Consider the following 6314-nt stretch of genomic DNA (forward strand, 5'->3'; position numbering starts at 1 on the left):
ACATCAGATGCAGACGAATTTCTCATCCGCCCAGCTTGCCGATCCGCATGTCGCGGAATCGGAAAAGATACTGCGCAAATGCGTGCATTGCGGCTTCTGCACCGCCACCTGTCCGACCTATGTGACGCTTGGCAACGAGCTCGATTCACCGCGCGGGCGCATCTATCTCATCAAGGACATGCTGGAGAACGGCCGTCCCGCCGACAAGGAGATCGTCACCCATATTGACCGCTGCCTGTCGTGCCTGGCCTGCATGACCACCTGTCCATCGGGGGTCAACTATATGCATCTGGTCGACCATGCGCGCGCGCATATCCAGGAGACGTACAAGCGGCCGCTGCTCGACCGGCTGACCCGCAGCATGCTGGCCTTCGTGCTGCCTTATCCCCAGCGCTTTCGAGCCGCGCTCAAACTGGCGAAACTGGGCAAGCCGTTCATCGGCCTGTTCGAGAAGGTCCCGGCGCTTAAGCCGCTCGGCGCGATGCTCAGGCTCGCCCCGACATCGATCCCAGAGGCTTCGCCGCTGGCGTCGCCGGGCATTCATGCCGGGCAGGGCACGCAAAAGGGGCGCGTAGCCATCCTCACCGGCTGCGCGCAATCGGTACTCGACCCCGCCATCAACGACACAACGATCTCGCTGCTGACACGGCTCGGTGTCGAGGTGGTGGTGCCGCCCGGGGAGGGCTGCTGCGGCGCGCTGGTTCATCATATGGGGCGCGAGGAAGCAGCGCTTGCCTCGGCACGGCAGAATGTCGACGCCTGGACAGGCGCCATCGACCAGGGCGGTCTCGATGCCATCATCATCACCGCGTCGGGCTGCGGTACGACGATCAAGGACTATGGCTTCATGCTGCGCCTCGATCCGGCCTATGCCGACAAGGCCGCGCGTGTGTCGGCGCTGGCCAAGGACATCACCGAATATCTGGCAAGCCTCGATCTGCCCGAGCCGGTGCGCAAGCCAGGCACGGTCGTTGCCTACCACTCGGCCTGCTCGATGCAGCATGGTCAGAAGATCATCCGCCAGCCGAAGGAACTGCTGGCCAGGGCCGGTTTCATCGTGCGGGAGCCGCGCGAGGGCCATCTGTGCTGCGGCTCGGCCGGCACCTACAACATCCTGCAGCCCGAGATCTCGGCCAGGCTGCGCGACCGCAAGGTGAAGAACATCGAGGCGACCGGCGCTTCGATCGTTGCCACCGGCAACATCGGCTGCATCACCCAGATTGCGTCCGCCGCGAAGCTGCCGGTGGTGCACACGGTAAAATTGCTCGACTGGGCCTATGGCGGGCCGAAGCCAGACGGTGTGCTCGAGAACAGCCTCGTCGCGGCAGAATAAGGATCGGGAGCCTATTCGGCCGCGAGCCTGTCCGCCGTACCGTAAGTCGCCTCGTAGAGCGCGCGCTGCCGGCTGAGCGCCACCATCGTGTTGCGCAGCAGGATCGCCACCGTGATCGGGCCGACGCCGCCTGGCACAGGCGTGATCCAGGAGGCGACCTCGCGCACGCTTTCGGTATCGACATCGCCGACGATGCGGCTCGCCCCATCCGGCCCGATTTCGGAATTGATGCCGATGTCGATGACGGCAGCCCCTGGTTTCACCATGTCGGCCTTGATCAGCCGCGGCTTGCCGACGGCGACGAACAGCGCATCGGCGCGGCGTGCATGGGCGGCGACCGAGCGCGTCATGTGGTGGCAGACCGTGACGGTCGCGCCTTCGCTCATCAGAAGGAAGGCGATCGGCTTGCCGACGATTTCCGAATGGCCGACGACCACGACTTCCAGGCCCTTGAGATCGAGGCCTGTCTCCTTCAGCAACTCGACCGAGGCGGCCGCAGTGCAGGGCGCGAGATCGAGCTGGTTATAGACGATGTTGCCGATCGAGGCCGGATGCATGCCCTCGACATCCTTCAGCGGATGCACCGCCGCCTGCAGCGTCTTGATCGGAATATGCGCTGGCACCGGCCGCTGGATGATGATGCCGGTGACGCGCGGATCGGCGTTCAGGCCATGGATTGCCGCCTCCAGCTCGCCTGAGGTGATGGTGGCGGGAAAACGCCTTTCCTCGAAATCGATATCGGCGAGCTGAGCCTTGGCACGTTGGTTGCGCACATAGACATCGACGGCATCCGTATCGCCGACGGTGATCGAGATCAGCTTGGGCGGAAAACCCTCGGCTTTGGCAATTGCCGCATCCTGACGCACGGCGGCGATGATGCGTTGGGCAACCGGGCCGCCCTTGAGATAGCGGCTGTCGTCAGACAGGGACATAGTTCGAACCTTTGGAGGGGAGATTGTGCACCGCAATAGCAGAGCATGGCCCGGAAATCAGCCCTGAAAACGAAACACCGTGCCTCCGGGGCGACCTGTCGCACCATGAAACGAAAAGGGCAGCCCGGTTACCCGTGCTGCCCTCTCGTGACTGGCCGTATCCCCACACGGCCCGTCCCCCGTTAACTCGTTGCCAGTCTAAGCACGTCTTCCAACAGCGCGCTATGGCTTGAGGGCAACAGCGCGCCAAAACCTTCTCAGCACTGCTTAACCGGCTGATTCGCCGTCACTATATCACTTCGACCGTGGTTCCGACATTGACCCGTTCATAAAGGTCGACGACGTCCTCGTTGCGCATGCGGATGCAGCCCGACGACACCGCGCCACCGATCGTCCAGGGCTGGTTGGTGCCATGGATGCGATATTCGGTCGTGCCGAGATAGAGGGCGCGGGCGCCGAGCGGGTTCTCGATGCCGCCAGCCAGATAGGTCGGCAGGTAGCGGCCCTTGGCCGCTTCGCGCTTGATCATCTGCGCCGGCGGGCGCCAGTCCGGCCAGACACGCTTGTTGGTGATCTTGTGCGTGCCCGACCATTCGAAGCCCGGCTTGCCGGTGCCGACGCCGTAGCGCCGCGCCTTGCCGTTCTTCTCGACCAGATAGAGGAAATTCTGCGTCGTATCGATCACGATCGTGCCTGGCTTCTGCCCACCGTCATAGTCGACTTCCTGCGGCAGGTATATCGGATTGATCTGTGGGCGCATCACCATGCGCTTTGCCGGCGTCTGCACGGCGGCCGTCTGCACGCGGTCGGGCTGTGCTTGCGGCTGCGCATAGCGCAGGCGCGGCTGCTGCTGCGCCACCGAACGGTTCTGCCGCACGATGCCGGGCGCATGGCCAAGCTGCAGCACCCATGGGGCGGAAAGGTCGGGGCTCACCATCACGGGCGGCCTGTCGGCATAGCGGTCGCCGGCGGTGGATGGCGTGACACCGGCGGCAAACACAGCCACGGCGCCGAGCAAGGGAAACAGGACTCTCTTCATCGGGAACGCACCTTGATCGTCTGATACAACCGGGTGGAAACGCTCCCCGGTTCAGCGATCATTGGCGCGCCAGCGGCAACCGAAACATGAATCGGAATGCGTAAAATGCGGAACTGTCAGTAAACCTTTTGGTGTGGTTACCGCCGCGTTCAGGAATCTGGTAAAGCCACGGTAAAGCAGCGCAAAAGCGCGTTAAGGAATGGATTTTAGCCATGCAACAAGAAAACACCGGCCTGCTCGCCGGTCCCGACGGTGTCGCGCGCTGCTTCTGGCATGGCAATCTGCCCGATTATCTGCATTATCACGATCATGAATGGGGCCGGCCGGTGGCCGATGACCGCAGGCTGTTCGAAAAGATCTGCCTCGAGGGCTTCCAGTCGGGCCTGTCGTGGCTGACCATCCTGCGCAAGCGCGAGAATTTTCGCGAGGCCTTCGCCGGCTTCGACTTCGACAAGGTCGCCGCCTTCACCGACAAGGATGTCGAGCGCCTGCTCGGCAATGCCGGCATCATCCGCCATCGTGGCAAGATCGTCTCGACCATCAACAACGCCAAACGCGCCCGTGAAATGGCCGACGAATTCGGCTCGCTGGCAACCTGGTTCTGGAAGTTCGAACCCGGCAAGGAGGAGCGGCCCGAGATCGTTGATCTCGCCCATCTACGCGCCAACCCGACCACGGCGGTCTCGGTACGGATTTCGAAGGAACTGAAGAAGCGCGGCTGGAGCTTCGTCGGCCCGACCACGGTCTACGCCTTCATGCAGGCCATGGGCCTGGTCAACGACCATCTCGAAGGGTGTGTCTGCCGCAAGGAGGTTGAGAAGGAACGGAAGGCATTCAAGCGGCCGAAGTAGCGGCGGCGCCTGCGCCCCGGCGCCGGCCTATCAGGCGCCGATGGTTCTGGACATGTAAAGCCCGGCGAAAATGGCCGCCACGATGGCAAGAGCAGGGTAGATCACCAGCAGTCCGGTCACTAGCGCATCGCGCATGGTGGGCCCAGCGACTTCACCGGATGTCGGCTCGAATGGGCCCGCCGCATGGCTTGTCATCTTGTGAATATGGGTGTTGGCAGGGCGTAGATGCGCACATACGTCGCCAGCGTCAACGATATCGAATTTCCGTCCCGTCGCCATCGCCAAATCCCCTTGTCTCCGCGCGATTTGTCGGTTGCGATTGTGTCGGCACAATGCTGCGCTTGTGGCGGAATTGGTGCATTTCCCTAGTGGTTTGGTACGGCTTGCCGAAGCGGGCTTCGCCTGGCCTTGCCGCACCAATCAGCATCGGTTAGGACACGCGCATTGCGAAAATCGCAACATTGTTGACCTGCAAACATCACGAAACACCAGGTGCCCAACTCATGGCCGACAAATCGGAAAAGACGAAAGCGCGGCTGCCGCGCGGGTTTGCCGACCGCGGCGCCGAGGACATCCGCGCCGTCGAGAAGATGATGGCGACGATCCGCTCGGTCTATGAGCTCTATGGTTTCGAACCCGCCGACCAGCCGCTGATCGAATACACCGATGCGCTGGGAAAATTCCTTCCCGATCAAGACCGGCCGAACGAAGGCGTGTTCTCCTTCCAGGACGATGACGACCAGTGGCTGTCGCTGCGCTACGACCTGACCGCGCCGACGGCGCGCTTTGTCGCCGAGAATTTCGAGCGCCTGCCCAAGCCCTACCGCAGCTATCGCTCGGGTTGGGTGTTCCGCAACGAGAAGCCCGGTCCAGGCCGCTTCCGCCAGTTCATGCAGTTCGACGCCGACACGATCGGCACGCCGGGCGTCGCCGCCGACGCCGAAATGGCGATGATGATGGCCGACGTGATGGAAGCGCTCGGCATCAAGCGCGGTGACTACGTCATCCGCGTCAACAACCGCAAGGTGCTCGACGGCGTGCTGGAGGCGATCGGCCTTGGCGGCGACGAGAATGCCGGCCGCCGCCTGACGGTGCTCCGCGCCATCGACAAGCTGGACAAGCTGGGGCCGGAAGGCGTGCGGCTCCTGCTTGGCCCAGGGCGTAAGGATGAGAGTGGCGATTTCACCAAAGGCGCCGGGTTGACCAACGAGCAGGCAGAGGTCGTGCTCGGGGCAATCCAAATCCCTCCTTCAGTCTCGGAAATGGGCGGGACCCCGGCGAAAATATTTGCAGATAATGCTGAAACCGAGATCGAGTTGGAGGACGGCACTACGGCGACCTTCGAGATCGAAAACGAATTCACGGTCTTCAGCCTCGAAAAAAAGCTGCCCCAAAATGCGCTCATCACAACCGGCCTGAGCGAACTAGACGAAATCCGGTACTTAGTCGAAAGCGCAGGCTATGGTTCGAGGCGCATCAAGATCGACCCCTCCGTCGTGCGCGGTCTCGAATATTACACCGGCCCGGTCTTCGAGGCTGAACTGCTGGCGGAAATCCCCAATGAGGACGGCCAGATCGTGCGCTTCGGCTCGGTCGGCGGCGGCGGGCGCTATGACGGTCTCGTCTCGCGCTTTCGTGGTGAGCCGGTGCCGGCGACTGGCTTCTCCATCGGCGTCTCGCGGCTGATGACGGCGCTGAAGAACCTCGGCAAGCTCGACAGCACCGATGTGATCGCGCCGGTGGTCGTGCTGGTCATGGACAAGGACACGGAAAGCCTCGGCCGCTACCAGAAAATGGTGGCTGAGCTGCGCGCCGCCGGCATCCGCTCCGAAATGTATCTCGGCGGCGCCGGCATGAAGGCGCAGCTCAAATATGCCGACCGGCGCGGCTGTCCTGTCGCAATCATCCAGGGCGGTGACGAGCGCGCCAAGGGCGAACTGCAGATCAAGGACCTGATTGAAGGCGCGCGCATGTCCGCCGAGATCACCGACAATGCCGAATGGCGCGCGGCGCGGCCGGCGCAGGTGACTGTGGCGGAGGGTGAGCTGGTTGCGGAGGTGAAGAAGATTTTGGCGGCGCAAGCCGAGGAGAGGGCACGTGGCAAGTAGAGGCCGCGTTCTGTCGCGCCCCCCTCTGTCCTGCCGGACATCTCCCCCACT

The 6314-nt window shown here is 63.0% G+C and carries 6 protein-coding genes; 3 read left to right on the forward strand and 3 right to left on the reverse strand.

Annotated elements, in window-relative coordinates; genetic code table 11:
• Nucleotides 1–7: 7 nt before the first annotated feature.
• On the forward strand, nt 8–1333 hold the full coding sequence (gene glcF, locus FJ958_RS29110) for a glycolate oxidase subunit GlcF (protein WP_140748841.1): 1326 nt from the start codon (nt 8–10) through the stop codon (nt 1331–1333).
• Nucleotides 1334–1344: 11 nt separating this feature from the next.
• Here glcF and FJ958_RS29115 read toward each other — a convergent pair whose 3' ends face one another.
• Complete coding sequence (locus tag FJ958_RS29115; RefSeq protein ID WP_140748844.1) at nt 1345–2265, reverse strand: bifunctional 5,10-methylenetetrahydrofolate dehydrogenase/5,10-methenyltetrahydrofolate cyclohydrolase; 921 nt, start codon at nt 2263–2265, stop codon at nt 1345–1347.
• Nucleotides 2266–2554: 289 nt separating this feature from the next.
• Nucleotides 2555–3304: a L,D-transpeptidase gene (locus tag FJ958_RS29120; protein WP_140748847.1), complete on the reverse strand. Its 750-nt coding sequence runs from the start codon at nt 3302–3304 to the stop codon at nt 2555–2557.
• 212 nt (nt 3305–3516) lie between these two features.
• On the opposite strand from FJ958_RS29120, the gene FJ958_RS29125 reads away from it, so the two are divergent.
• Nucleotides 3517–4155, forward strand: a complete 639-nt coding sequence (locus tag FJ958_RS29125; RefSeq protein ID WP_140748850.1) for a DNA-3-methyladenine glycosylase I — start codon at nt 3517–3519, stop codon at nt 4153–4155.
• A gap of 30 nt (nt 4156–4185) precedes the next feature.
• Here the strand turns inward: FJ958_RS29125 and FJ958_RS29130 are convergent, their stop codons facing one another.
• Nucleotides 4186–4434, reverse strand: coding sequence for a hypothetical protein (locus tag FJ958_RS29130; protein ID WP_140748853.1), 249 nt, complete (start codon nt 4432–4434; stop codon nt 4186–4188).
• A 224-nt stretch (nt 4435–4658) separates the two neighbouring features.
• Here FJ958_RS29130 and hisS point away from each other — a divergent pair, with 224 nt between their 5' ends.
• Complete coding sequence (gene hisS / locus FJ958_RS29135; RefSeq protein WP_140748856.1) at nt 4659–6263, forward strand: histidine--tRNA ligase; 1605 nt, start codon at nt 4659–4661, stop codon at nt 6261–6263.
• Nucleotides 6264–6314 lie beyond the last annotated feature (51 nt).

The organism is Mesorhizobium sp. B2-3-5, from assembly GCF_006442395.1.
Taxonomy (GTDB): domain Bacteria; phylum Pseudomonadota; class Alphaproteobacteria; order Rhizobiales; family Rhizobiaceae; genus Mesorhizobium.